The sequence below is a fragment of the Pseudomonas sp. P39-UII1 genome (assembly GCF_039672635.1).
GTDB lineage: Bacteria > Pseudomonadota > Gammaproteobacteria > Pseudomonadales > Pseudomonadaceae > Aquipseudomonas.
Genome location: NZ_JBDFPP010000005.1, coordinates 32,019 through 55,739, shown reverse-complemented (window position 1 = coordinate 55,739; position 23,721 = coordinate 32,019). Strand labels below are relative to the sequence as shown.

The following is a 23,721-nucleotide window of genomic DNA, read 5'->3' as shown; positions in this document are numbered from 1 at the left end:
TTTTCTTACAGACCCTAGTAAGCCTGCTTGCCGGTGAAGGCATTGAGCGTTCGTACCAGGATCACGAAGTCGAGCCACAGCGACCAGTTGTTGATGTACTCGATGTCCGAATTCACCCGCTGGATCATCTGTTCGATGTCCTTGGTCTCGCCTCTGTGGCCACGCACCTGCGCCAGGCCGGTCATGCCAGGTTTGATGTTGTGGCGGGCGAAGTAGTCGACGATGTCCTGGGAATACAGCGTGTCATGCTGCAGCGCATGTGGGCGTGGGCCCACCAACGACATTTCGCCCGTCAGTACATTGAACAGCTGGGGCAGCTCATCCAGGCTGGTGCGGCGAATGAAGGCACCCACCCGCGTCAGCCTGGGGTCATTCTTCTGCGCCTGCTGCACCACGCCACTCTCAGGCTGGTGCACCCGCATGCTGCGAAACTTCCAGATACGGAATGATTCCCCCGTCCAGCCCGTGCGTTCCTGGCGGAAGAACACCGGCCCGGGGCTGTCGAACTTGATGACGGCGGCCACCACCAGCAATACCGGTGAGGCGCACAGCAGAATGAACGCCGCCAGCACCCGGTCTTCCAGGTTCTTCAGGAACAGGCTCATCCCGGTCAGCGGTGTTTCAGACAAGGTCAGCACCGGAATACCGGCTATCTCACGCACACTGTGGTTGATCAGCCGCAGGGAGAAGATGTCCGGCACCCAGTTGACGGCGATGCACTTGTCCAGCAGCCTCAGGTAGACGTCGTTGATCAGTTCAGAGCCGCCAAGCGGCGTTACCAGGTACACCGTGCGGATCGCCTGCTTGGCGATAATCTCATCCAGGTCGCCAATGCGCCCCAGCACTGGCAAACGCAGTTTTGTATCGCCCGTGTCCCCCCCGTCGGCTTCATCAATAAGCACACAACCCACTACCCGTTCACCGAACCACGGGTTATTGCTGATCTTCTGATAAAGGAAGTTGGCCAGATCGCCACCACCGATAATCAAGGCATTGTCCAGGCGGGCACGCGCGGTAAAACGCTTTTGCAGTTCACGCATGACAATATGCAACAGCAACTGAACGACGTAGCCAATAACAAACAGCTGGCCAACCAATAACCGGGAATAGGTTTCACTTTGTTTGGTGACGAACGCGATCACCACTAAAAAACAGAACGTTGCCGACCAGGCCTTGAATAACCGGAAGGCTTTGACCGACAACCCCACGTTGCTTCGGTAAATGGCGTAATGGTCGTAAATGACCGCTAACGCACCAATCAGCAACAGCAGCATGATTACATAGTCAGAGGTAATGTAACCGAACCGATCATATATCAAGTACCACGCCACACCGGTGACAGCGATTCCATCGAGCCCTGCTTGAATGGCGTTACTCACGCTGCTTCTACGCTGGAGCAAGGAACGGCTGCTTCTAGGCTCGAATACCATTATGAGGCCTCTTTTTCAGGTGCGCGACTTACGCATGCCCATTACATCAATGCGATAAAACCAACCTTAGATTTAATACAAAATCATTAAATTCAACGTACGGCACCCCACGCCATTGCTTTCACTGTAGCAGCACACCGCCAGCAGCGCCGGTGGCCAATCCTTCATGCCGTCCGTTCTGGCGTTTTCACCCTGTCCAGCCAGCGCCCTTCAGATCCGCCCGGGCTTGCCTTGAGCACCTGGAAAGGTCGCTTTCGAGCACATCAGCGCGCGCAGCAGGAAAAGCGGGTTGCCAACCACATAGCGGACAAACAGCCGCTTGGGCTCCCTGCATAACCGGTAAAGCCACTCGCCACCCAGCCGGCGCAGCCAATTCGGTGCCCGTGTCACCTTGCCGCCGATGAAATCCAGAATCGCCCCGCCGCAGACGATCAGGCAGGGCCTGCCAATGTCGGCCAGTCGCGCGGCGACGTTTTCCTGTTTAGGCATACCCATGCCCAGTACGATCAGCTCGGGCTGTAGCGCCGTGGCCAGCTCGAGGTAGGTTTCGGCCCCGGAGAACCCGTCGTGCACCGAAACCACCTGCACGCCGTACAAGGCCTCGCTGCGCTGCGCTGCCTGGGACAGGTAAGGTTCCTGTGTACCCCAGAACGCCACCCGCCTGCCCTCGTACGCTGCCAGTAACTCGGGAATGAAGTCGGTGCCATTCATGTTCAAACCGGGGGCCAGCCCCAGGCGCCGGTACAGTATTGCGATCCCCGAGCCATCGCGCAGCAGCACGTCGGCGGCCGCCAGCGCCTCGCAGTAGTGCTTGTCGGCGGCCACCAGGTTCATCGCATGGGCATTGACGAAGCCGAGCACAGTAGCGGTTTGCGGAGCACGCAGCGCCTCGAGTACCTGCTGCTCGTCGGCCGCGTCACTGACCACGCGCAACTTGCCGATGATCGACTTCCAACGTTTGAGCCAAGCCCAGTCACCCATCAGTTGTCATCCCGTTTTGAGCGCACCCATTCCACCTGGCGCTTGAGCAGAAACCCGAGGTACAGGGGGATCTTCTTCGCCGCGTAGAACGGCGCATACAACAGCACGGAAAACGGAATCAGCTCACGCGAGAAGCGCCACCAGGCCAGCAGCACCGCGGCACCCAGCAAGGCCAGGCTGACCGTGGCGATCACCGCCGGCAGCACGATATCCAGCGCCAGCAACGCCAGCCAGGCCACCGTGAACACCACCATCATGGCCAACGACAGCAACGCCAGTGGCGGGACCAGCAGGTCGACGGTCATGGCCAACAAAGGCCAGTTGCGCTGCGCCAGCGCGCGGCCGATCAACCCTGGCCCTTCTGCCAGCACCAACCCCAAATGGCCATGCTCCCAGCGCGTACGCTGGCTGGTCAGGCCTTCCTGGCTGGTGGGGAACTGGCTGGTGACTTGCGCTGTCGGGCAGAACAGCGGCGGCTTGCCGTCACGGCAAAGCTCCAGGCCCAGCTTGATATCTTCGACCAGATGGCCGGTCGCCAGATTAGCGGCGGTGACATCCTGCCAGCTGAACGCCATCCCCGCGCCCATCAACTGGCACGGTAGCCCCAGCCGGGTCCAGCCGCGCGGGCGCACCAGGTTCTTCACGCGCCAGGCAAACTCGGCGACCTGAACCTTGAGCCCCGCGCCTGCAGGCGCATGCATCAGGTAAAGCGACTGCGCCGGCCGCCCGGACTCGATGCAACAGTGGGCCAGGCGCTCGACCGTGCCCGCGCTCACCTGGCAGTCCGCGTCGATGATCACCACCACATCCGGCGGCGCCTCGGCCAGGTGCCGTACACCGTAGTCCAGGGCGTAGCCCTTGCCCCGCAGCTGCGCGTGCTGGCGCTCGATCACTTGCGCGCCGGCGGCACGCGCCAGTGCCGCGGTGTCGTCGGTGCAGTTGTCCGCCACTACCAGCAGCTGATCACCCTCGACCAGTTGCGGGCGAATAGTGGCGAGTGCCGAGGCAATCACCGACGCCTCGTTGTGCGCTGGCACCAGCACCGCTACCCGCGGGCGCGGCCCCTTGAATGCAGGCACCGGCCGCGCCGGCAAGCAGGCCAACAGCACCTGGACCAACAGCACCAATACCGGCAACAGCACCAGCAGCGCCAATATGCCCAGTAGCCAACTCAATAAAGTCATCATGCAGTTGCCTTGAAATAGCTGACCAGCCTGGCCGCTTCAGTGTCGATGTCGTGACGTTGCAGCACGCGCTCATATGCAGCTTCACCCATGCGCTGCAGGGCCTCGGCAGGTTGCGCCAGGCAGTCCGCCATGGCCGTGGCCAGCTCCTCGACAGCGCCTGCCGGGAACAGCCAGCCGTTTTCACCCTGGCGAACCAGCTCGGGGATGCCCGCGACATAAGTGGTCAGTACCGGACGGCGCAGGGCCATCGCCTCCATGATCACCACCGGTAACCCTTCGGCAAAACTGGGCAAGACCAACGCCCGGGCGGCGAGGATTTCTTCGCGCACCTGGGCGCTGCTGATCCAGCCGGTGACGCGCACTTGCGCCTGCATGCCATGGCGCGCGATCAGGGCATCGATCTGTTCGCGCATCTCACCATCACCGGCCAACACCATTTCCAACGCCACGCCCTTGGCCAGCAGCAGGCGCGCAGCTTCCAGCAACAGCAGCTGGCCCTTCTGTTCGCACAGGCGCCCCACGCATACCAGCCGCGGCGCGGCCGGGGGGGCAACGGCAGCGCCCTCGTGGAAGCTGCGCTCCAGGCCGCAATGCACCACCTTGACCTTTACCCAGTGCTCGTGGGCCACCCAGCGGAACAGCTGGCTACGCCCGTAAGAGCTGACCGCCGCGACGAAGGCTGCGCGGCGGACCTTTTCCCCCATGTGCAGGAACTGCGGTTTGTCGAACTCCTCCGGGCCGTGCACGGTAAAACTGTAACTGGGCCCGCCGAGCGCATTGGCCAGCATCACCACTTCGGTGGAGTTGGTGCCGAAATGCGCATGCACGTGCTCGGCACCGAAGGCGTGCAACCACTGCACGACAAGGCATGCCTCGGCCAGGTAGACCAGGTGATACGGCCAGGCGCGGTCGGCCCGCAGCCCCATGCGCAGGGCAAGGCCCAAAGTGGAGAGAAAACGCCGTGGGTCAGCGCGCAATGCCTGGAACATCGGTTTCATCAGGCCCTTGACGCCATCTTGCAGCACGTAGCGGGTTTTCTCCCGCTCGGCTAGGTCTTCGCTGTCTTGCAGTTCGGCATCCCAACCCCGCAAGGCAATGCGTAACACCTCGATGCCCTGACGCTCGAGCGCCAGGATTTCGCGCCGGATGAAGCTGTGACTGACCTTGGGATACTGATTGATGAAATAAGCAATGCGCATACGCCCCCAAATCGAAGTCCGTTTACCGAATGGCCAGGTCGACTCCGCGAGACCCTGGCCTTCTTCTTGCTGTTCGTCACTGACTGCAGGCCAGTTGTGGATGCAGCGGCAGCTCTTTTTGCCCGGTCGTACGGGGCAGCGCTGCTTCTATCCTGGCAAACACATCGTCCAGCAGTTCATTGCGCCTGCGGTACATGGCGCGTTTCTTTGGCGCTATGTCCTCCAGGGTGCGCTGTGCCGGCGCCATCGGCACGGCAAAAAAATCCTCGCGCGTCGAGCCTTCGGCGCCGTTCTCCTGCCATATCACATCATAGTTGGCGGCCAGGTCCTGGGCCTTATCAATACCGAAATACGGGTGGCGGTGATGCCGGCACTGGTCAGTCACAGCATAGATGTGCGTGGCCCCAATCGCTCTGGCCAGGCACTTGAGGGCTTCGACCAGGAAGCTTCTGGGGCGCAGCCCTTGGAAATCCTTGGTCAGGTCGCGGTAGATGTTCAGCGACGTTTCGCTGTCGATGCCCTTGTGGATGCCCTGCACCGCGCCAATGAACAGGCACAGCCCACCCTCGGCGCGGCACAGCGTGAACGCCAGTGACGCCACGCGCAGGTCAGCCTGAAAAAGGTTGAGTACCAGCTCCCCTTCGCGCTTGAACCAGATGGGCCGGTCCAGCACCAGGGTGCAGCCACTGGCGTAGCTCGACAGGTCGCAAACCACTCGGCTTTCGTCACGCCCCAGCAGCAACAGTGCAGGGAAATCCTTGGCGACCACTTCGTAGTGCGACGCCACCACCTCGAAACGCTCGGGTGCCTCCCAGCATTTGCTGATGTAGGGCCATTGCACCATGCCGATGCAGTCCACCCCCAGCCTGGCGAAACGCTCGTCGCCCAGTGCACCCGACATGCGCTGGATGAACGCGCGCAGCTGCGGCCACTGCGTGATCATCGCTGCCGTCAACTTGCGCTTGTTGTTCAGCGCCCGTAACGAGTAGCCGGGCTGCAAGGTGAGCACACTTTTCGCTAACGATGTGAAAATCATAGGCATCTCATTTGTACTCGATCAACACCGGCTTGCTGGCCGCGTGGCGGTTAAGCAGGAACTTCACCTGGCCGAGCATCTCCGGGAATTTGCCCAGCACCAGAAACACCGCCTGCAAGCCGTTCTCACGCGCCGACCTGCCGCCACGCCGCGCCAGCCGCAGCATTTGCAGCGGGTAGAGCAACAGCAGCAGCAGCCCCCAAGGCCCCAGCCACACACTGGCAAAAACAATCAGCAGCGGAATGCCCAGCCCCCAAAACCAGGCGCGCCGCGACTCGCGCAACCAATGGCGCTCTGGCGGCGCGCCATGCAGGTAGGCGCCCTCTGCGTAGGCATAACCTGCCCGCAGGCTACGCCGCCACCACTGGCCGAAGCGGGTCATGGCCGCATCGTGCAGGGTCATTTCGGCGCCCAGGCGCCAGACTTTCCAGCCAGCGGCGCGCAGACGCACGCACAGCTCGGGTTCTTCCCCGGCTATCAGCTCCGGCCGATACCCAGACACCGACAGGAAGGCATCTACGCGCATCAGCGCGTCGCCACCACAGGCCTTGGCCTCGCCCAGCGGCGTGTCCCACTCCAGGTCGCAGAGCAGGTTGTAGATCGAGTGCTGGGGAAACCGTTCGCGGCGCCGGCCGCAGACCACCGCCACCTGGGGGTGCGTGTCGAGAAACGCTTGTGCCTTGGCCAGCCAGCCGGCATCTACCTCGCAATCGCCATCGACGAACTGCACATGGCGGATTGCTGGCAGCGATTTCTGCAGGCAGGCGAAGCCTTCGTTGCGCGCGCGCGCAGCGGTGAACGGTATCGACATGTCCAGCGCCAGCACCTCGACACCCAGCGCCGACGCCCGCGCCACGGAGCCGTCGGTGGAGCCGGAGTCCACATAAACCATCTTGTCCGCACGCCCGGCCAACGACGCCAGGCAGCGCTCAAGGCGCTGGCCTTCATTACGGCCGATCACCACCACTCCAATGCCTGTCACCATGGGGCCTCACTCGCGCGCTTGACGGAACGACCCTTTTGCGCGGCCATTCATTGGCTAGGCTCTGTACGAAAAGCCTTGATACTTGTCCATGCTGCGTTGCAAACAGCCTCGCCTGCCCTGCGTCTCAAGCCATTACGTACAGAGCCTGAATCATGAGCACTCCATGGCTTCGCTGTGCTTTCTGGCCTTGATGGTCGCGGGCACGCCTACCGCCAGCGAGTTGTCGGGCACATCGATCAACACCACGGCGTTCGAGCCGATCGCCACATTGTTGCCAATGCGGATGTTGCCAAGCACCTTGGCCCCGGCGCCGATGTCGACGTTATTGCCAAACACCGGTGCTATCGGTTCGTTGACGTTCTTCAGGCCGACCACCACGCCATTGCGAATCCGGCAGTCGTCGCCAAATCGAGCATAGCCGCTGATGACAATCCCGCCGAAATGGTCAATGACGAAGTTGCGGCCAATCACCACCTCGCATGGCAGCTCGACCCCGGTGATGATCTGCACGAACTTGAACAGCACCTTGTAGACAAACGACAGTAGCTTGCGCAAAAGCGCCGGCCGCACGCCATAACGCCAGCGGCCAAAGCGGTACACCACCAGCACCCAGAACCCCTGGGCGCCCCAATCGCCACCGTGTGCGCGCAAGTCCGCGCGAATGTTATCGAACATGGCTTCACCTACCGTGTGGGTTGGCTCGCGAACCGGGTCTTGAGCAGCAGCGACCAGGTCGCCTGGGTATGCCGCCAGCAGGCCTTGATTGCGCCCCAGCCGCGTCCCTTGAGCAGCGCCTTGAGTGCCAGCACCAGGTCACCCAGGCTCACCAGCAGCATGTGCAGGGCCAACCCGGCGACACCGTGATGCTTGCGAAAATACAGCAGCTCGCTTTCGATCTGGTAGCTGGAGATCTGCCGGCTCGCCGCCTCGAGCTCGGCGACCGACTTGGAGCTCTCACCGCCGATGTGCACGACCGTGGTGTGCGGGTAGAACACCACCTTCCAGCCGGCCTCCTTGACCCGCTTGCAATGGTCCACCTCCTCGTAATAAAGGAAGTACCGTGGGTCGAACAACCCCACTTGGTCGAGCACCTCACGGCGCACCAGATAAAAGCAACCAGGCAGCCAGTCGCATTCGCGCACCGAGCCGTGGTCCCAGTTCATCTCGTCGACCATTTTCAAGCCGGGGAAAAAGCGCCCGAGACCGGTGCGTGCCACAAACACGTTCAACGGCGTAGGGAAGTACCGGCAACTGGGCTGCAGGTCGCCGTCGCGCCCCACCAGCCGCACGCCCAGCACACCGCACTCCGGGTGGGCATCCATGTAGTCGATGGTTTTCTGCAGGCTGTCGTCGGCAACGAACGCATCGGTATTGAGCAGCAGCGCGTATTTGCCTTGCAGGTGGGCCAGCAGCTGATTGTTGGCACGGCCAAACCCCACGTTCAGCTTGTTGCTGAGCAAAACCGCCTCGGGGCAGACCTGGGCCATGCGCTGCACCGAATCGTCGACGGAGGCGTTGTCCACTACCAGGTACTTGGCCAGCCGCTCACTGCCGGCCTGGCGCAAGGCATCGAACATCGGCTGCAGCAACGATGCGGTATTGAAGTTGACGACCATCACATCGACGGGTTTTCTATCCATTGCTACCGTCTCCGAAAAAATACTCGCTGCGTTGCCGCGCCAGCGCAGGCTCCACCGTGGGGTCGTAAGCGCCCTTGCGGTTCTTCACCATGTCGATCCAAGGATAGGCATTGCAGCGCGCCTCGACCCGTTTGATCAGCTCTTCGGTGGTGCAGATGAATTTGGCCGGATTGCCGCCGACGACCGTGCCGGGCGGCACATCCTTGGTGACCACGGCACCGGCAGCGACAACCGAATCCGGCCCGATGGTGACCCTTGGCATGACGATGGCGCCGTGGCCGACAAAGCTGTTGTCCCTGATATCAATGTAGCCGACCGAATCCAGATGCTTGCCGTAACAGATCTCGATCAGCGCAACCACCCCATCGTGGCCGATCAATGTGCAGTCCGACAGGCCCACATTGCTGCCAATGCGTACCAGTGTCGGGTCGGTCACGTTACAGCCGCAGTTGATATACACGTTGCTGCCCACGGAGTGAAAACTCCCCCACCGCGCCAGGTAGGTGCCCCACTCCAGGGGTGTCGGGTTGCAGAATTTCTTGTATGCCGAGCGTCCCCGCCCTGTCGAGTAAAAGTACTGCGTCATGGCATTCCGTATCCATCCTTTCATACTGCTAGCCTCGCAAGTCAAGCGCTCCTGGACTGTCCCTGAGGCGAACCGGTCTCGTTCTTCTTTGTGCTGACCGCAACGCTCTCAACCCTTTACCCTGTGCTTCAAGCCTTCATCAAACCCGCGCGCCCCTGGCCGCCTTCAACCGTGCATCAAGGTGGTCGGCCAGGCGGAGCGCGAACTGCAACAGCGGCATCGTCGGGTTCGAAGCGCCGCCCGTGGCAAAAATGCTGCTGCCGGCCACGTAGAGATTGTCTGTGCCGAACACCTTGCAGTCGGTATCGACCACGCCGAACTCAGGCGACGCTGCCATGCGCGTGGTGCCCATGTGGTGGGCATGCGGCTGCACCTTCAAGGCAAGCTCGGTGTCGTAGACGTAGTCGTTCAGCTTGACGAAGCCAAGCCCCATCTCGGCGAACTGCTTGGCCAGTTCACTGCCAATGCACTTGATGGTATGCCTGTCGGTGGCACTGAGCGCCCAATTGACGTTGACCTTGGAGACACCCAGTTCATCCTTTTCGTCGAGCAGCGAAATACGGCTGTGGGCATTGGGAAACTGTTCGATCATCGTGCTGATGACGCCATCGCCCGGGCAACTGAACTTGGCCACGAAGTCGATCTTGCTGGCCAGGCCCATCTCACAGGCGAGGTTCTCCAGAAAGTGCTTCACCTCGGCGGTTCTGCCATAGGTCTGCACATCGGTAAGCACGGTGGTCGAGACATTGCCTTTGCCGGCGCGGTACTCGGAAACAAACGTATCGGTGGTGTAGTACTGACGTGGCTCGGTACCTTGCCCGTCTTTGAGGATGAACGTGCCCATATCGACGTTCAGGTGTTCCATCAGGCAACAGCCGGTCAGGCCATCCTTCTTGATCACGCCTGCGCCCACCAGCGTCGTACTGTTGAGCAACTGCCTGGCATTCTCGATGGCGCCGGTGGCGAGAATGAATGTGCTCGCCACGACCCGTTGACGATTACCCGCGTAATCGCAGACCACTGCCGCTTTCAACTGCCCGGCAGCCTCGTCGAAATCCAGGTCGACGCAATTACAGTTGATGAACACGTCCAGCCCTGCCGTTTCGTCGAGCGCCTTGGCATATTTTTGCGCAAACCGCGTTGGCGGGCTGAGCAGAAAGCGGTCGGCGTCGAATTCATCGCCGCCCAGGCCAGCGTTGACCGTTCGAAATTCGGCGCCCTGCGGCAGGTCCACGATATCCATGGCTGCGGGCAGGTAACGCTCTATCTCCCCATAGGGAATGGGCCAGCCAGGCAGATCGACTGGCGGTGCATTGGCGAAGTCGGACGCCGTGAAGGGGCGGCAACGGCCTGCCCAGTGATTGGAGGTGCCGCCCAGGTAACGCAGGCGCGTTTCCTCAGCGTACAGTTCAAGCCCGGTGGAGGTGCACCTGTAGAATGCCTGGGAACGCGGTGAATACTCATGGCCACCGCCCTCCAGCAGCACCACGCGCCACCCCGCCTCGGCCAGGCGCAAGGCCAGAGTGATGCCGGCCGGCCCGGCGCCGATGATGCAGACGTCGTAAGCCTTGCGCAGGGTTTTCTCAGCCTCATAGTCCTTGATCATGCTCGCCCGTCCTTGAAGTACTCGGAAGGCAACACCCAGCCGTTGATCACGACAAACTCGCCCTTTACCGCAGGTTTGCGCGGCACGCTGGCGCCCACGCCGAACACGGCAGCTCCGGCGCTCAACAAGACACAATTACGAAGAAAGCCCCTGCGCCCCAACTGCCGAGTAAGAAACTGCAGCTTCCCCATGATCACAAGACCTATGTCATTGATTTTATTGAGCTCGTTATTGTTAGGTAGCACGTGCCAGCAGGGCTTCACAGCCAGTCGAAAAGGCGTGTGAGCAAAAAGCCACAAAGCGCGCCGACCACAATCATCGGCAGCACCACAAGTTCGCGCTTCACACTGAAAATGTCTAGCTTGCAGTTGACGTAGAAAATCAGGATCAGGGTTGGGAAGGTATGCAGTGCTGCGCCCCAGATCGCCCATTTCACACCGCCCAAGGCCAGCAGCAACGGTAGCAGGGTCCACAGCGACACGAGCCGGATGATGTTGTCCATCGCCTGGTACTTGGTGTGGCCCAGGGCGATCCACAGCTGATGGGCCAAGGTGTAGCGCAGGGTGAAAAACGACAGCGACAGAATGGCCAGCATGGGGCCGGCGTCGGCATAGCGCGCGTCGTACAACCAGCCGATCAGCAACGGGCTGCCGGTCAGAAAGCCGCCACACAAGAACAGCATGACCAGGTCCACGATCAGCCTGAAGTGGAAGTACAGCTTCTTCAGGCGAGCCTTGTCCCCCGACCGGGCTGCCTCGCTGAACGCCGGCAGCGCCACCGTACCGAACAGCTTCATCAGGCCGGTCTGCAGTGACCCGAGTATCAGCACCGCAATCGAATAGACCCCCAGCTGCGCCACCGTCATGGTGCCGCCGAACCAGATGCGGTCACCATACATCGCCAGCACACCGACCATCGATGACAGCAGTATCCAGCGGCCAAACACGATCAGTTCGTTCAACGCCTCGCGGTCCCACTGCAGACGGTTATGCGGCCCTTGCAGGGCCAGGTGGCCGAGCAGCGTACCGGCCAGGGCGGACGTCAGGCCGGCGATCACCAGCGACCAGATCGACCGGGTGAAATACCCGATGGCCAGCATCGTGATCAAACCGACGACCTGCGACGCGATGTCGACCAGTACCACGCGCTTCTGTTGGAAAGTTCGCACGGCCACGTCTATCTTGGTCGACTGGAACCCCCAGATGATCGCCGACAGGCCGGTGATTGCCAGCACCAGGGGCAACTCGGGCGCCGCATAGGTGGAGTGCGCCGGCCACAGGTCGGCCACTTGCGCGGCCCAGGCACCGAGGGCCAGCAGCAGCGTCAGCGCAAACAGCATGAAACCGCGCACGATCTGCACGGTCCAGGCGGTATTGAGGAATAGCGGGTCGTCGCCGCGGTGGCTCTGGATGATGTTCTGGCGCAGGCCGACATCCGACAGCAGGTGAAGCAGTACCGAAACGGTGGTAGCAATGACCATCACCCCGAACATTTCCGGCAGCAGCAGCCGGGCCATGATCAGGTTGCCGCCCAGGCGCAGTACCTGTGAGGCGACCAGCGACACCAGGTTCCATGCCCCGGCGCCCAAGGCGCGCTTGCGCAGACTGGATGAGGCTTGCACATCAATCGACGGCATGACTTCAATCTCTGACTGATTGGCTAGAAGTCACTATAGTTTCAATTAGCCATGATGCTAGTGCCCACCCACCCAGGGACAGGTGACCCTTCAGATGCCAGAACATATTCGTGCGTTGGTCGTCATTCTGTTCGTCGCGGGTGTGGTGTTTTTCCTCGCCCGCAACCCGGCAACCGACCTGATACCCGAGGGTGATTTCAAGCGCCGCCGCAACCTGTGGTTCGCCCTCACGCTGGTGGCGTTCTTTGCCCACAGCTACTGGATCTACACGGCCGTGGCCGCGGTCATCCTGCTAACGGCCAGGCGCCGCGAGCGCAACCCCATGGCGCTGTTCTTCATGCTGCTGTTCGTCATCCCGCCGGCGTCGATCGAGGTGCCGGGGTTTGGCGTGGTCAACTACCTCATCGAACTCAACCATCAGCGCATTCTGGCCCTGTGCGTACTGCTACCCGCCGCACTGGTGCTGAGCAAGCAAGGCGATACCCTGCGCTTCGGCCGGCTGTGGGCCGACAAGCTGCTGGCCGCCAGCCTGCTGCTGATGGCCTTGCTGTACCTGCGCGAAACGACCGTCACCGACACCCTGCGCCAGGGCGTGTACCTGTATATCGACGTGTTCCTGCCCTATTACGTCGCCAGCCGCGGGGTGCGGGATATCAGCGAATTCAAGGATGTGATGCTGGCCTTCGTCATTGCCGCGTTCGTGCTGTCGCTGCTGGCGGTGGCCGAGTATGTGCGCCACTGGCTGCTGTACAACGCCCTGCTCGATGCCCTGGGCGTGCAGTGGAGCATGAAAGGCTACCTGAGCCGCGGCGGTGCGTTACGCGCCAGTGTCACCACCGGCCAGGCCATCGCCCTGGGTTACGTCATCACCGTGGCGATCGGCCTGTTCCTGTTCGTCCAGGGCTTCGTGCGCAACCGCATGCAGCGCTACCTGGGCGCCCTGCTGCTGGCCGCCGGGCTGTTCGCACCGCTGTCCCGCGGCCCCTGGGTGGGCGCGGTGGTGCTGATCGTCGTGTACATCGCCATGGGCCGCCGTGCGCTAAGCCGGCTGGCCTTGCTGGGCCTTGCCGGGCTGCTGAGCATCCCGCTGCTGAGCATCATGCCTGGCGGCGAAAAAGTGCTCGACCTGCTGCCTTTCATCGGCAATGTGGACCACGAGAACATCACCTACCGCGAGCGCCTGCTCGACAACTCGTGGATCGTCATTCAGCGTTACCCGCTGTTCGGCTCGTTCGACTTCCGCAACACCCCGGAAATGCAGTCGATGATCCAGGGCGAAGGCATCATCGACATCGTCAACACCTACATCAACCTGGCCCTGCGCATCGGCCTGGTCGGCCTGGCATTGTTCGTAGGCTTTTTCGCCTGCGTCGTGTTGGGCATCAGAAAGACCCTGCGCACCTTTACCGACCGGGATGACCCGTACCGCGAACTGGGCCGGGTACTGCTGGCGACCTTGCTGGGCATTCTGGTGACCATCTTCACGGTCAGCAGCATCACGGTGATCCCGGTGATCTACTGGTCTGTCGGCGGCCTCGGCATTGCCTACATCCAGATGGTGCGCAGGCTCGGCCAGGCCGATGCCACCCAGCCCGCCAACGTCAGCCTGCAACCGAGGTAACGCGATGATCCGCACACTCCTTTGCCCTTTTACCCGGGCAACGGCACTCGCTGGCCTGTTGCTGCTGCCGCTGGCCGGCTGGGGATCGCAATGGGTGGTCAGCATCAACGAACAGAATGGCCTGCCAGGCCTGACACGCGGCGGCGGCGCAGCGATGGCGTCGAGTTTCAACTTCTGGGGGGCGAACTGGAGCTGGACAGGGTTTTACCCGACGTTCAAGGTCGAAGGGCCTTACCACTACACCCTGGCGGGCAACAACAAGGACCTGGATTTCGACCTCAAGGCCGACATCCGCAAGGATGAAGCGCAAACCTTGACCTGGAGCTTTGACCTGCAAGCCCACAGCAAGCAGGCCGATGTCATGGGTGGCGGCATCGTCTGGGACTTCGACCCTGCGCTGATCGCCGGCGAGATGGGCGACCCGGTGCTGCTGCCGGGCAATCGCGGCTGGTCGTGGGGCAAGGACGCACAAGGCCCGCGCGTGGAAATGCGCTTCGACCCGCCATTGGCCAAGGTGTATTTCGAACGGGGCGACACCCGCCAGATCCGTACCTTCTTCTATACCGACCCGATCCGCCCCGGTCGCCAGCAGATCAAGGCGGTGCTGAACGTGACCGGCGACGTCACCATCGGCCCGACCCCGAGCGAACGCTTCGGCCTGGCCGACCCCACGCAATGGCCTGATGACCAGCTCGACTGGCGCACGTCGCCGGTGGACCTGTCGTTCCTCAATGCCCCCGAAAAGCCTGCGGGCAAGCGCGGTTTCGTCAAGGCGGCCGGTGAACAGCTGGTATTTGCCGACAACACCCCGGCGCGCTTCTGGGGCACCAACCTGTCGGCTTACGCGCTGTTCAAGACCCCCGACGAAGAGATCAAGGCCCAGGCCAAGCGGTTGTCGGCACTGGGCTTCAACCTGGTCAGGCTGCACCACCATGACTCGCCCTGGGTCAGCCCGAATGTCTTCGGCGACCTGCAGCGCCTGAAGGACACCGGGCAACTCGATACCGATGCGCTGAAGAAGATCGACTGGTGGATCAAGTGCCTCAAGGACGAAGGCATTTATGTGTGGCTCGACATGAACGTGTCGCGGGTACTGACGGCCAACGACAACATCTATGCATTCGACGAATTGCCCAAGGAACACGAGGTTGCCGGCCTGAAAGGCTATGCCTACGTCAACGTCACCCTGCAACAGGCCATGAAGCGCTTTGCCCAGCAGTACATGACCCACGTGAACAGCTACACCGGGCTGGCCTACAAGGACGACCCGGCCATCGCCGCCATCCTGATCACCAACGAAAACGACATCACCCACCACTTCGGCAACGCCCTGCTGCCAGACAAGGGCGTGCCCAAACACAGCAAGTTGTACATGGACGAAGCCAAGGCCTTCGCCGCCCGCCAGAACCTGCCCGCAGACAAGACCTGGCGCGCCTGGGAACAGGGCCCGTCGAAACTGTTCCTCAATGACCTGGAGCACCGCGTTTTCGATGACATGATCAAGGACCTGCGCAGCCTCGGCGTCAAGGTACCCATCGCCACCACCAGCACCTGGGGCGGCAACGGGCTGTCGTCGCTGCCTTCGCTGACCACCGGTGATGTGATCGACGCCCACAGCTATGGCGGCATCGGCCAGCTGGAGAAGAACCCGCTGACCAGCGACGGCCTGATCAACTGGCTGGGTGCCGCTCAAGTGGTCGGGCTGCCGATGACCGTGACTGAGTGGAACGCCGAACCCTTCCCGCTGCCTGATCGCCACTCGCTGCCGTTGTACGTCGCGGCCACCGCCAGCCATCAGGGCTGGGACGCGATCATGCAATATGCCTACAGCCAGCAGGGTTTTCTGGCCCAGTGGCGCCGGGCCGACAACTGGAACGCCTACAACGACCCCGGGCTGATGGCCACGATGCCCGCCGCCGCCCTGCTCTACCGCCGCGAAGACGTGCAGCTGGCCAAAACCCGTTATGTGTTCGCGCCTACCCCCGACACCCTCTACAACACGCTCATAACCCCCAACACCTCGGTGCTGCTGCGTACCGCCATGGAAAAAGGCCGGCTGCAGATCGCCATGCCGCAGACCGCACAGTTGCCCTGGTTGCAGGCCAACGCCATCCCGGCCGATGCCCAGGTGCTGCACGATCCAGACCAGTCCCTGCTGGATGCCAACGCCAGCGAAGCGGTCACCGATACCGGTGAGCTGCGGCGTAACTGGCAACAGGGCGTCTACACCATCGACACCCCCCTCACCCAGGCCGCCACTGGCTGGCTGGGCGGCCAGTCGATGAGCCTTGGCGACGTCACGCTGCAGCTGAAAACCGCTTATGCCAGCGTGGCAGTGCAAAGCCTGGATGCCAAGCCGCTCGGTCAGTCGCGGAACCTGCTGATTTCGCTCGGCAGCCGTGCTGTCCCCCGGCCCGACGACATGACGCCGTTCCACGTCGAACCGCTTGAAGGTGGTTTGAGCATCAAGGCACCCGCGGGCCTGAAACTTTACAGCCGCACTGCCGACGGCCAGGAAAAGACGCTGGCGGCGAACTATCAGGATGGGCGTTACCTGATCACGTTCGATGGCCAGAACATGACCAACTGGCTTTTCTTGAAATAGGGCATTTCGCCATCTAGAGTCAATTCAGACCTGAATTCCAGGCATTCGACGCTGCGTCTGTTCCAGGAGGATTGGATGAAGTACTTGGTGGTCGGGGGTTCAGGTTATATCGGTTCGCACATGGTCAAGCACCTGCTGCGCGCCGGGCATGAAGTCGTGGTGGCGGACACCGCGGCCGCCGACCCGGGCATCGAATGGGTCGAGCTGGACATCGCCAACGCACATGCGCTGGACACCTTGTTTGGCGATTGCCACTTCGATGCCGTCTTTCATTTCGCGTCTTTCATTCAGGTAGGGGAATCGGTCAGCGACCCTGGCAAGTATTACCAGAACAACGTCGCTGCCACCCTTACCCTGCTCAACGCCATGGTGCGGGCAGGTATCAGATACCTGATCTTCTCCTCCACCGCCGCCGTCTATGGCGACCCGCAGTACGTGCCCATCGATGAGCAGCACCCCAAGGCGCCCATCAACCCCTACGGCCGCAGCAAGTGGATGGTGGAACAGATCCTCCAGGACTTCGACCGGGCGTATGGGCTGAAGTCGGTGTGCCTGCGCTACTTCAACGCAGCGGGCGCCGACCCGGAAGGGCTGCTAGGTGAATGCCACGAGCCGGAGACGCACCTGATCCCGTTGATCCTGCAGGCCGCCGCGGGGCGGCGCGAGGCGATTACCGTGTTCGGCCACGATTACGACACGCCGGACGGCAGCTGTATCCGCGATTACGTGCATGTAGCCGACCTGGCGTCGGCCCATGAACTGGCAGTGGAGTATTTGTCGAAAGGTGGCACTACCACGGCGTTCAACCTGGGCAATGGCTTGGGGTTTTCGGTGCAGCAAGTGATCGATACAGCCCGCGATGTAACGGGGCGGCAGATCAATGTGGTCGAGGCCGCACGTCGCGATGGCGACCCGGCCAGGCTGGTGGCAGATGCTACCAGGGCCAGGCTGGTGCTGGGCTGGCAGCCACGGTTTGATTCACTGGAGCAGATTGTGCGCCATGCTTGGGAGTGGGAGCTGCAGTACCCGTGGCGATGAACTGAGATACAGAACAGAAAAGAGCAGGCTTGCCCAGCCTGCTCCCGTTTGCAGCGAACCTGTATCTAGTAGTAAGCCCGCGGCTTCTCATCCGCCTTGTTCAACACCGCCCCGATGAGGTTCGCCGTCGCCAGGTGGTGCAGGCAATCCTCGATGTCCTTCTTGCTGTTCATCCCGTTGGCCACCACCAGCAACACGCAGTCGAACTTCGGCAACACGGTGAGCGCATCGTCGGAGCTCAACAGCGGCGGCAGGTCGAAAATGCAGATGCGCGAGTCGTAGCGATCGCGCAGGTCGTTGATCAGGCTGTTCACCTTGGGCGACGAGAGCATCTCGGTGGACATCGGGATCGGCTCGCGCGTTGGCAACACGACAAAACGCGGCAAGGTCGGGTTGACCATCACCTCCTCAAGCCATGCCTCGCCCTTGAGCAGTTCGTTGAGCGCTTTGTCCATCGGCAAGCCGAGGCTGCTGCCAACCCGTGGGCGGCGCAGGTCGAAGTCGACCAGCAAGGCGGTCTTGGTGGTGTGGTGGGCGATGCTCATGGCCAGGTTGACCGCCAGCACCGTCTTGCCCGCCTCAGGCGTTGGCGAGGTGATCGCCAAGGTACGCCAGCCGTTCTCTTCCATGGCCTGCAGCACTTGCGTGCGCAGCAGGTCGATGGCGCCGCTCATGTTCGAGTTCTTGTTGTACGAGACGATGCGGTTGCGCTCCAGGTGCTCCGCATTCAGCGGCACCACCTTGGTCTGCACATAATCGAACTGGCCCAGGGCCTCGGGCTTGTCCGCCAACAGCGGCGCCTTGGGCGTTTCTGCAGGGCTGGGAGAAACCTGATGAATGTTCTTTCCGATAGCCGGCGTAATTCTGTCCATCGCTGCGCTTCCCTATTCAAACCGAGCCATAGCTTTAAACAGCAGGAGGTCCAAGGGCATATAGAACACATGGACGACCACCATCAGCATAGCAACCAGTACCAACCCCGCGATCAGCAACCAGAACCGCCACTTGCGGCGCCTGGCTGCATCTGCCTGCGTGGGAATGTATGGGACAGCCACCAGCACACGCTTGCCCAGCACACTTTCCAGCGCACCCACACCGCGTACCCGCTGGTTGAGCATTTCCAGCAACATCACCAAGCCACCGCCAATGGCCGGTGCCAGCACCAGGCCCAGGGCGACGATTTTCTTGCGGTTGGGCTTGACCGGTTTTTCCGGCATCAAAGGGGGTTCCAGCAGCACGAAGCGCTCGGCCTTGTTTTCCTGCTCGAGGCTTTCGGTGATCTTCGCGCCCATTTCCTTGTTGCGGATTTCTTCGTACTTCTTGCGTGCGTTGTCGTGGTCACGCATCAAGGTCACCAGCCCACGCTCGACTTGCGGGGCTTCAAGGATATCGGCCTCGTAGCCTTCCATCTTGGCGGTAAGCTGGCGTTTCTGTTCGGCCAGCGAGCTGATGCGCGACTGCGCCGCAGCCATCTTGGTACGCACCCTCGCGGCATCGAGGTTCATGGCCGCTGCCGCAGCGATGCCCTTCCCGCCCGACGCCTGCAGCAGGTCGATCTTGCGTTTGACCGCGACGACATCAGGGTGCGCCGAGGTGTATTTGGTCAGCAGCCGGGCGTACTCGGCCTTGAGGCTGGCCAGGTCTTGCGGCTGGTCCGCTGGTGCAGGCCTGCCGCCGGCACCCTGGCTGGGCACGCCCGCATTGGCGGCCGACAGTTCCAATTCGAGGTAACGCAGTTCTTCCTGGGCCGATTTATAGTCGCGGTCAACCTCACGGAACTCCAGCTCCGAGCGTGACAGCATGCTCATGCGCAACTGCTGGTTCTCGGGCAAGGCATTGGCGTGGGCCTGCTTGAAGTCCGCCAGCTTGTTTTCGAGGTCGGCAAGCTCCGCGCCGAGCTTGTTCGCCTCCTGGGTGAGGAACTCGGTGGTTTCGGTGGCCCTTTCGGTGCGCTGTTTCATGTTTTCGTTGAGGAACAGCGTTACCAGTTCGTCGGCCACTTCCTTGGCGACGTCGGCACGCTTGTCTTCATACGAAACCGTGAATGCGACCGTGGCTTCGCCTCGGCCTTTGACATAGGTGCTCAGCGTGGCCACAACGATCGCGTTGCGCATCTGGTCGATCTTGTCGGTTTCGCTGAACTGCCGGCCCTTGTCGGCAAACAGGTTGTACTTGTCGATGATCTTCAGCAGGTTCTCGCGGGTCATCACGCGCTGGCGGATGACCTCGATGCGCTCATCGGCAAAGCTGTTGTTGTTCGCCGACACCAGGTCCGGGGAAATCTGCTGCGACTCCACCAGGATGGTGCCGGTCGATTGATAAAGCGGCGGCACCGTGACGGCGACCCCCACGGTTGCGGCAACCACGACGACGATGCTCACCCCCAGCAACAAGGCGCGGTCCTTGATGATGGCGATGTAATCTTTGAGGGAAAGCTCGTACTCGGATTTCATGGTGGCCACCCGTGCGAGAGTCAGATGTCGGGATATCTATACGTCAGCGTCAGCCCAGCAATGGTCGCGTCAGCATCGGGCAAGCCGTCTTGCTTACGCTGCTTGTACATCAGAGAGAAACGCAGGTCCCAGGCCGGCGAAAACGCTCGGCTGGCCCAGACGCCGTAAGTCTGCAAGGTATTCGGTGATACGCCTTTGCTGTCCTGCCAGGATGCATCGACGCCCACGCGGTCCACCTCGGTGACCAGGTAGCTCCAGCTGCCGCGGACCATGTCGAGTTCGGCAAAACCGCCCTCGGCGTTGGCGACGGTGCTGCGCTCGGCGCTCAAGCTGGCATCGGCGCGTACGCCGCGATAGAACAGCGACATGCCGCCTTCACCGCGGCGCCCGCCCCCTGGGCCAGTGGTCTTGTTGACGCCAACGTGCATCTCGCCTTCGAAGCGCTCGGAGAACCGGTGACGCACGCCGATGTTCGGGCTGTAACTGTTGGAGGACACCGCAGTGGTGTCATCCTGCGGTTCATAACGCCTGGCGTTGAAACCGGTGATGATGTCGGTGCGCTCGTTCCAGGCGTAGGTCCAGGTCGATTTGTTGAACAACTCGTCGTAGCCGGTCAGCGTACTGATGTCGTAACGTGCATGCGAGTACGTGAGCACGTTCGCCAGGGTACTGCGCTCGGTCACCGCACTTGTCCAGTTACCCTCCAGCGTGGTCATCTTCTGGGTGCCGTCGGTGGTGACCACACCGGTATCCTGCACGGCCCCGGACAGCGTGGAGCTTTCTTCATAGCGTGCCAGCAGGCCAAAGCCGCCGGTCTCGGTTTCGCGCTGCCAGCCCAGGCTCAGTTTGGGGTCTTCGCGGTCATCCACGACCGAACGGTCGGATGAACGCAGCACGTTCACGCCCAACCCGAAGCGCAGCTGGTCACGATCGAACTGGCCTGTGAGGGTGTAGTCGGGTGCAATGATGGTACGCGTCACACCTTTCTCCTCGGACGTCAGGAGCAATGGGTTGCTGTCGTACTCGACAGACGTGGGTACCACGACTGAAGACTGCCAGATGGCGGCGTGAGCCACCCCTGCGAACGGCATCATCATGATCGCCGTCGCAATACGTGTTGGTCGAAAAATAGGCACTGGAGATTCTTATTTATATGAAGGGTCAAGGTACGACCAGCGTATCGCCAGCCTGAAGTTGGAAGTTGGTGGACATGTCCCGCCCGGAGACCAGATCCTTGTAACGCACTGGCATTACCCTTTGCGAAGGGCCGTTGCCACGGATTACCTTGATGGCACTTTCGTCGGCGAATTTGTCCATTCCACCCGACATGCTCAGCGCCTGCAGCACCGCAGTAGGGCCTGTCATCGGTACTGGGCCTGGCTTGACCACTTTGCCCTGGACATACACCTGATTGCCAGCAGTGCCGGTGACGACAACGCTGACGTTAGGGTCGGCAAGATAGGGTTTGAGGCCGGCCGTGACCTTGCTGGCTACCGCCGTGACATCGAGGCCGGCCACATCGATTCGGCCAGCCAGGGGGAATGTGATGCTGCCGTCGGGAAGGACAACGGTTTCCTGGCGGAGGGTGTCTTCCTGCCATACCGAAATCAACACCCTGTCGCCAGGGCTGAGCAGGTACGCCGAGTTGCCTTGATCGGCGACACTGGCGCCGGACCATGCTACGAGTACGCAGAAGATGGAAATCAGCAAACGCGCCATGAGGGATCCCTCCGGCCTTGCGGCCCAGGTTCAAGAGCACTGAATGAGAACAACACTAAACCTCTCGCTCCGCTTCGCAGGGGTGACCCACTGCGATGGCCTCGAGCATCCTGGAGGCCTTGTACCGCGATGCTGCTTTTGTGCCACTGCCAATCAGCCCCTGGGGCGTCAGCTACTGGAATATAGCAATAGCTGGAAAATTGACAAGCGGCGAATCCCCCCTCAACGCAAATATCCCTTATTTAGCGTCAATTCACCGGCAGCGCGGTAATACATGTACAACTTTGCAACGGCACTGCCTGAAACTAGATTTTCTTCCTGTTTGCCACCGCGACAAAACCAATAACCGCAAATGCAAACAACCAACCGGCTGTCGCCAGCGGTACAATATTGGTCTGGCTCATATAAGAGTCCGCTGCGCGCGCCGCACCACTCAATAATACCAACAGAAAAATCGATTTGATGAAGAGTGTCGAACGCATGGTCCCCTCCTACGAAGAGGAAAGTGTGGCAAGGGTTTTTTGGCAGGGGTTTTAATCGCTGTTGATTGGAGCTTATGGGCACGATGCCATTACGTCAACGATCCGACACCATAATAAATCTCAATCGATATGCCTTGGCTTCGTCAATATCTCGACATGCAGAATTTGCAGCCTCGACCCCGCCTTGATATACCAATCCAAGTTGCTGATAATCCTGATAAACCAGTCGCAGTGAATGCAGGCTCAACTGGGGCAGTTTTGCCGCCTGGCCGAAGCCCGGCCAACGTTAATGTGTTTCATCAACGAGAATGCCTGAGAATCATTGCGCTTACCGTCACGCTTATGACGGTAGCAAGTCCAGGGTACGCTCGACTTCTTCGACATCGATCGTAAAGCCTTCACCCTCCGGCATTCCCACGACAAAGCCGAAATGCTGATGGTCTCGGTCCGTCAGGTATTTGTAGTAACTGACGAAGCGGTTCGGTGGCTGCAGTGCCACTACAGCGCCCCCCGAGCGCAGCACGTTGACACCGTGGACCAGCTGGCTGCCTTCCACGCCAATTACCGTCCTTGCGCCCGCGCAGGCTGCAACGATGGTCGGCACATCACACTTCAGCGGGTTGATGACACGGAACCCGCGGTGGCTGCGCAGGTGTTCGGCAACTTCAAGTTCGTTGCGCATCAGACGCAAGTCACCCTCACTGCCGCGCAGGATGAACACGCCGGGGTGTGCGCTGTGATCGACATGCGACAACAACTTGTCACCCATGGCGCGGTAACGCTGGTGACGGCTACGGTTGTTGCTCACGTCATCAAATAGCACCAGTTCCTTGAAATAAGCACTGCGTACTCGCAGCGGCTGCATACCTAACCAGTCTTCATAAGCCGGCCCTTGGGCAAATATCGGGTAGCGCGCCGACGGCGCGGTGGTGATCGGGATGCCCTCGTTGATGGCCAGGGCATAGGTCGGGCAGTCTTCCATCAACCAGGTGCCAAACCATGTATTGCCGTTTTGCGTGCAGAAAGCAGCCCCCCGTTCGATCTCATACTCGACCTTTACCCGGGGAAAGTTGCCCGGCTTCAGCGACAGCCAGTGGCTGGCATTGCCTTTGTAGAGCGCCCCGTCAATCATCCATACATCTTTGATCAAGTAGCCACGGGTCGGCCCCTGTTGCGCACTGATGCCACCCTCCATGGTGCGGGCGGGGTGTATGTAGGGGTAAAAGCGCTTGGCCTCCCAGCCCGTGACACGTTCCAGCTGGCCGGGCAGGTAAATGGCTGGAGGCGAAAGGGTGACTTCACCCGGTGCAATATCCCAGGTTTTAACCGCCAGGCTTTTTATATCGATATCAGCTTTGCGCATCAGCCGCTTTCTTGCCATGTTCCTGTACGCCGCCAGTGTCCAGGTGTTTTCGCGGGCGGTCAGCGCCTGGCTAAACTTCGAGATATCGCTTCCCATCAAACGTCCCCTATCAATGACAACGTCAATAACGTGGCAAACGACACCCTGTTCGATG

At 61.1% G+C, this 23,721-nt stretch carries 21 protein-coding genes; 3 read left to right on the top strand and 18 right to left on the bottom strand.

All coding sequences use genetic code 11. The features are described from left to right. Window positions 1-14: 14 nt before the first annotated feature. From ABEH27_RS09025 to ABEH27_RS08970, 12 genes are all read right to left on the bottom strand, one after another. Window positions 15-1,430 (bottom strand): undecaprenyl-phosphate glucose phosphotransferase, encoded by a 1,416-nt coding sequence (locus ABEH27_RS09025; RefSeq protein WP_346613244.1) that lies wholly within the window; start codon window positions 1,428-1,430, stop codon window positions 15-17. Window positions 1,431-1,640: 210 nt separating this feature from the next. Beyond that, window positions 1,641-2,411 (bottom strand): WecB/TagA/CpsF family glycosyltransferase, encoded by a 771-nt coding sequence (locus ABEH27_RS09020; protein ID WP_346613243.1) that lies wholly within the window; start codon window positions 2,409-2,411, stop codon window positions 1,641-1,643. Next, window positions 2,411-3,598 (bottom strand): glycosyltransferase family 2 protein, encoded by a 1,188-nt coding sequence (locus ABEH27_RS09015; protein WP_346613242.1) that lies wholly within the window; start codon window positions 3,596-3,598, stop codon window positions 2,411-2,413. Before ABEH27_RS09015 ends, ABEH27_RS09020 begins: the two co-directional genes overlap by 1 nt. After that, a complete protein-coding gene (locus ABEH27_RS09010) occupies window positions 3,595-4,797 on the bottom strand; it encodes a glycosyltransferase (RefSeq protein ID WP_346613241.1) in 1,203 nt (400 codons plus the stop codon). Before ABEH27_RS09010 ends, ABEH27_RS09015 begins: the two co-directional genes overlap by 4 nt. A 76-nt stretch (window positions 4,798-4,873) precedes the next feature. Further along, window positions 4,874-5,833, bottom strand: a complete 960-nt coding sequence (locus ABEH27_RS09005; RefSeq protein ID WP_346613240.1) for a DUF535 family protein — start codon at window positions 5,831-5,833, stop codon at window positions 4,874-4,876. Between the two features lie 7 nt (window positions 5,834-5,840). Further along, window positions 5,841-6,818 (bottom strand): glycosyltransferase, encoded by a 978-nt coding sequence (locus ABEH27_RS09000; RefSeq protein ID WP_346613239.1) that lies wholly within the window; start codon window positions 6,816-6,818, stop codon window positions 5,841-5,843. A 150-nt stretch (window positions 6,819-6,968) separates the two neighbouring features. After that, window positions 6,969-7,493, bottom strand: a complete 525-nt coding sequence (locus ABEH27_RS08995) for a serine acetyltransferase (RefSeq protein WP_346613238.1) — start codon at window positions 7,491-7,493, stop codon at window positions 6,969-6,971. An 8-nt stretch (window positions 7,494-7,501) separates the two neighbouring features. After that, window positions 7,502-8,458 carry a glycosyltransferase family 2 protein gene (locus ABEH27_RS08990; protein ID WP_346613237.1) on the bottom strand — a complete coding sequence of 319 codons (957 nt, stop codon included), beginning with the start codon at window positions 8,456-8,458 and terminating at the stop codon, window positions 7,502-7,504. After that, on the bottom strand, window positions 8,451-9,068 hold the full coding sequence (locus tag ABEH27_RS08985; RefSeq protein ID WP_346613236.1) for an acyltransferase: 618 nt from the start codon (window positions 9,066-9,068) through the stop codon (window positions 8,451-8,453). Before ABEH27_RS08985 ends, ABEH27_RS08990 begins: the two co-directional genes overlap by 8 nt. A 115-nt stretch (window positions 9,069-9,183) precedes the next feature. Continuing rightward, entirely contained in the window at window positions 9,184-10,650 is a 1,467-nt protein-coding gene (locus ABEH27_RS08980; RefSeq protein WP_346613235.1) for a GMC family oxidoreductase, read from the bottom strand. Further along, complete coding sequence (locus ABEH27_RS08975) at window positions 10,647-10,775, bottom strand: hypothetical protein (protein ID WP_346613234.1); 129 nt, start codon at window positions 10,773-10,775, stop codon at window positions 10,647-10,649. Before ABEH27_RS08975 ends, ABEH27_RS08980 begins: the two co-directional genes overlap by 4 nt. A gap of 134 nt (window positions 10,776-10,909) precedes the next feature. After that, a complete protein-coding gene (locus ABEH27_RS08970) occupies window positions 10,910-12,286 on the bottom strand; it encodes an oligosaccharide flippase family protein (protein WP_346613233.1) in 1,377 nt (458 codons plus the stop codon). Window positions 12,287-12,380: 94 nt separating this feature from the next. On the opposite strand from ABEH27_RS08970, the gene ABEH27_RS08965 reads away from it, so the two are divergent. From ABEH27_RS08965 to galE, 3 genes are all read left to right on the top strand, one after another. Then, window positions 12,381-13,907, top strand: coding sequence for an O-antigen ligase family protein (locus tag ABEH27_RS08965; RefSeq protein ID WP_346613232.1), 1,527 nt, complete (start codon window positions 12,381-12,383; stop codon window positions 13,905-13,907). Window positions 13,908-13,911: 4 nt separating this feature from the next. After that, window positions 13,912-16,512 carry a glycosyl hydrolase family 5 gene (locus ABEH27_RS08960; protein ID WP_346613231.1) on the top strand — a complete coding sequence of 867 codons (2,601 nt, stop codon included), beginning with the start codon at window positions 13,912-13,914 and terminating at the stop codon, window positions 16,510-16,512. A gap of 75 nt (window positions 16,513-16,587) precedes the next feature. After that, a complete protein-coding gene (gene galE, locus ABEH27_RS08955; RefSeq protein WP_346613230.1) occupies window positions 16,588-17,550 on the top strand; it encodes a UDP-glucose 4-epimerase GalE in 963 nt (320 codons plus the stop codon). A 65-nt stretch (window positions 17,551-17,615) separates the two neighbouring features. Here the strand turns inward: galE and ABEH27_RS08950 are convergent, their stop codons facing one another. The 6 genes from ABEH27_RS08950 to ABEH27_RS08925 all read right to left on the bottom strand — a co-directional run bounded on the left by ABEH27_RS08950 (window position 17,616) and on the right by ABEH27_RS08925 (window position 23,663). Continuing rightward, window positions 17,616-18,422 carry a CpsD/CapB family tyrosine-protein kinase gene (locus ABEH27_RS08950; RefSeq protein ID WP_346613229.1) on the bottom strand — a complete coding sequence of 269 codons (807 nt, stop codon included), beginning with the start codon at window positions 18,420-18,422 and terminating at the stop codon, window positions 17,616-17,618. Window positions 18,423-18,434: 12 nt separating this feature from the next. Beyond that, on the bottom strand, window positions 18,435-20,003 hold the full coding sequence (locus tag ABEH27_RS08945; RefSeq protein WP_346613228.1) for a Wzz/FepE/Etk N-terminal domain-containing protein: 1,569 nt from the start codon (window positions 20,001-20,003) through the stop codon (window positions 18,435-18,437). A gap of 20 nt (window positions 20,004-20,023) precedes the next feature. Beyond that, window positions 20,024-21,139 carry a hypothetical protein gene (locus ABEH27_RS08940; protein WP_346613227.1) on the bottom strand — a complete coding sequence of 372 codons (1,116 nt, stop codon included), beginning with the start codon at window positions 21,137-21,139 and terminating at the stop codon, window positions 20,024-20,026. 25 nt (window positions 21,140-21,164) lie between these two features. Continuing rightward, the gene (locus ABEH27_RS08935; protein WP_346613226.1) at window positions 21,165-21,722 is read right to left on the bottom strand and encodes a polysaccharide biosynthesis/export family protein; all 558 of its coding nucleotides are present in this window, start codon (window positions 21,720-21,722) and stop codon (window positions 21,165-21,167) included. A gap of 305 nt (window positions 21,723-22,027) precedes the next feature. Further along, window positions 22,028-22,204 (bottom strand): hypothetical protein, encoded by a 177-nt coding sequence (locus tag ABEH27_RS08930; RefSeq protein ID WP_167060926.1) that lies wholly within the window; start codon window positions 22,202-22,204, stop codon window positions 22,028-22,030. 340 nt (window positions 22,205-22,544) lie between these two features. After that, window positions 22,545-23,663 carry a glycosyltransferase family 61 protein gene (locus ABEH27_RS08925; protein ID WP_346613225.1) on the bottom strand — a complete coding sequence of 373 codons (1,119 nt, stop codon included), beginning with the start codon at window positions 23,661-23,663 and terminating at the stop codon, window positions 22,545-22,547. Between the last annotated feature and the right edge of the window lie 58 nt (window positions 23,664-23,721).

Excerpts from the sequence above, each read along its gene's own strand:
- ABEH27_RS09020 (WP_346613243.1), bottom strand. The coding sequence starts at position 2,411 with ATGGGTGACTGGGCTTGGCTCAAACGTTGGAAGTCGATCATCGGCAAG.
- ABEH27_RS08960 (WP_346613231.1), top strand. The coding sequence starts at position 13,912 with ATGATCCGCACACTCCTTTGCCCTTTTACCCGGGCAACGGCACTCGCT.
- ABEH27_RS09000 (WP_346613239.1), bottom strand. The coding sequence starts at position 6,818 with ATGGTGACAGGCATTGGAGTGGTGGTGATCGGCCGTAATGAAGGCCAG.
- ABEH27_RS08935 (WP_346613226.1), bottom strand. The coding sequence starts at position 21,722 with ATGGCGCGTTTGCTGATTTCCATCTTCTGCGTACTCGTAGCATGGTCC.
- ABEH27_RS08950 (WP_346613229.1), bottom strand. The coding sequence starts at position 18,422 with ATGGACAGAATTACGCCGGCTATCGGAAAGAACATTCATCAGGTTTCT.
- galE (WP_346613230.1), top strand. The coding sequence starts at position 16,588 with ATGAAGTACTTGGTGGTCGGGGGTTCAGGTTATATCGGTTCGCACATG.
- ABEH27_RS08965 (WP_346613232.1), top strand. The coding sequence starts at position 12,381 with ATGCCAGAACATATTCGTGCGTTGGTCGTCATTCTGTTCGTCGCGGGT.
- ABEH27_RS08930 (WP_167060926.1), bottom strand. The coding sequence starts at position 22,204 with ATGCGTTCGACACTCTTCATCAAATCGATTTTTCTGTTGGTATTATTG.
- ABEH27_RS08970 (WP_346613233.1), bottom strand. The coding sequence starts at position 12,286 with ATGCCGTCGATTGATGTGCAAGCCTCATCCAGTCTGCGCAAGCGCGCC.
- ABEH27_RS09015 (WP_346613242.1), bottom strand. The coding sequence starts at position 3,598 with ATGATGACTTTATTGAGTTGGCTACTGGGCATATTGGCGCTGCTGGTG.
- ABEH27_RS08985 (WP_346613236.1), bottom strand. The coding sequence starts at position 9,068 with ATGAAAGGATGGATACGGAATGCCATGACGCAGTACTTTTACTCGACA.
- ABEH27_RS09025 (WP_346613244.1), bottom strand. The coding sequence starts at position 1,430 with ATGGTATTCGAGCCTAGAAGCAGCCGTTCCTTGCTCCAGCGTAGAAGC.
- ABEH27_RS08945 (WP_346613228.1), bottom strand. The coding sequence starts at position 20,003 with ATGAAATCCGAGTACGAGCTTTCCCTCAAAGATTACATCGCCATCATC.
- ABEH27_RS09005 (WP_346613240.1), bottom strand. The coding sequence starts at position 5,833 with ATGATTTTCACATCGTTAGCGAAAAGTGTGCTCACCTTGCAGCCCGGC.
- ABEH27_RS08995 (WP_346613238.1), bottom strand. The coding sequence starts at position 7,493 with ATGTTCGATAACATTCGCGCGGACTTGCGCGCACACGGTGGCGATTGG.
- ABEH27_RS08925 (WP_346613225.1), bottom strand. The coding sequence starts at position 23,663 with ATGGGAAGCGATATCTCGAAGTTTAGCCAGGCGCTGACCGCCCGCGAA.
- ABEH27_RS08990 (WP_346613237.1), bottom strand. The coding sequence starts at position 8,458 with ATGGATAGAAAACCCGTCGATGTGATGGTCGTCAACTTCAATACCGCA.
- ABEH27_RS09010 (WP_346613241.1), bottom strand. The coding sequence starts at position 4,797 with ATGCGCATTGCTTATTTCATCAATCAGTATCCCAAGGTCAGTCACAGC.
- ABEH27_RS08980 (WP_346613235.1), bottom strand. The coding sequence starts at position 10,650 with ATGATCAAGGACTATGAGGCTGAGAAAACCCTGCGCAAGGCTTACGAC.